Genomic DNA, 1306 nt, shown 5'->3' with positions numbered 1-1306 from the left:
TTTGGCTTTACCCGTGTCGTTAACCGCATAAATCTCGCCCCTTGTTGCAAACTGCCGCACGCTCATGGGCTCCTTACAAACGATCCTATCGGTCAGATGCGTTTCTTAATCGGATTTGTGGCGGCGCGATGATCCGCCGGTTTTGGGCCTGCGTAGAAAGAGTGTGAGGCTGCGATAAGGAAACGCGCCATGACCCATACCGACGATATCGATACGCAACGCGCCAATATCGGCTATATCCGAACCTCAATGACGGTTCCGCTGCTGGCGCGCGAGGAAGAGTTTGACCTAGCGCGGCGCTGGCGCGAGCAGGGCGACGAAAAGGCGCTTCATGCGCTGGTGCGCGCCTATGGTCGCCTTGTGATCGCGATGGCCGGGCGGTTTCGGCTGTACGGGCTGCCATCGGGCGATTTGGTCCAGGAAGGCAATGTTGGGCTGATGCAGGCGGCGGCGCGCTTTGATGCCGACCGCGACGTGCGCTTTTCTACCTATGCGACGTGGTGGATCAAGGCGGCGATGCAAGATTTTGTTCTCCGCAACTGGTCCATCGTGCGCACCGGCACGACCGCACCGCAAAAGTCGCTGTTCTTCAATCTGCGCCGCCTACGTGCCAAGATCGAAGAAGCCTCCGGCGGCGCGTTGGACGAGGCGGGCCGCGATAAAATCGCCGAAACCCTCGGGGTATCGAAAGCTGATGTCCGCACGATGGAACAGCGGCTATCCGGGGCCGATCAATCGCTGAACGCGCCGATTTCGGAGGCAAGCGAGGATGACGCCCAGTCGTTCCTACCCGATACTGGCCCGTCGCCGGAAGAAATCGTGATCGGCTTGCGCGATGCAGAAACCCGATCGAAATGGCTAAAAGAGGCGCTCGATAGCCTCAGCCCGCGCGAACGCCAGATCATCTGCGAGCGCCGCTTGGGCGACGAGCCCGTCACCTTGGAAAAGCTCGGCCAAAGCCTCGGCGTCTCAAAAGAGCGCGTGCGCCAGCTTGAAAATCGGGCGCTTGCCAAATTACGCGACCAAATCCTAAAGCATGTGGAGCAACCGCAAGACCTGCTGATTGATGCATAATCTGCATACTCGGCGCTTGAGACACCCCCGCCCCGCTTCGGCCTATTGACAGACTTGACCGCGAGGTCAAAGACTAAATCCGTAACATGTCAATCGGTCGGATCAGGGTTGCAAAAATGGGAAGACGTGCAGCCCGCGTGCACTGCGGCAGAGAAGCGCAGGCATGGGTTCGACGGCATACTCTTCAACAGGGGGTAGTTTGGACCATGAAGCTGTCGACTAAATTTTTCCG

1 protein-coding gene is annotated in these 1306 nt (G+C 58.7%); it reads left to right on the top strand.

The window, feature by feature from the left end; translation table 11 throughout:
• Positions 1 to 189: 189 nt before the first annotated feature.
• The gene (locus tag VZ95_RS17300) at positions 190 to 1074 is read left to right on the top strand and encodes an RNA polymerase factor sigma-32 (RefSeq protein WP_045776968.1); all 885 of its coding nucleotides are present in this window, start codon (positions 190 to 192) and stop codon (positions 1072 to 1074) included.
• The last annotated feature ends 232 nt before the right edge of the window (positions 1075 to 1306 follow it).

This window comes from Elstera litoralis, assembly GCF_000963705.1.
GTDB classification, from domain to species: domain Bacteria; phylum Pseudomonadota; class Alphaproteobacteria; order Elsterales; family Elsteraceae; genus Elstera; species Elstera litoralis.
Note: the sequence above shows the minus strand (reverse complement) of the source record. Positions and strands in the feature narration are given on the sequence as shown.

Excerpts from the sequence above, each read along its gene's own strand:
- VZ95_RS17300 (WP_045776968.1), top strand. The coding sequence starts at position 190 with ATGACCCATACCGACGATATCGATACGCAACGCGCCAATATCGGCTAT.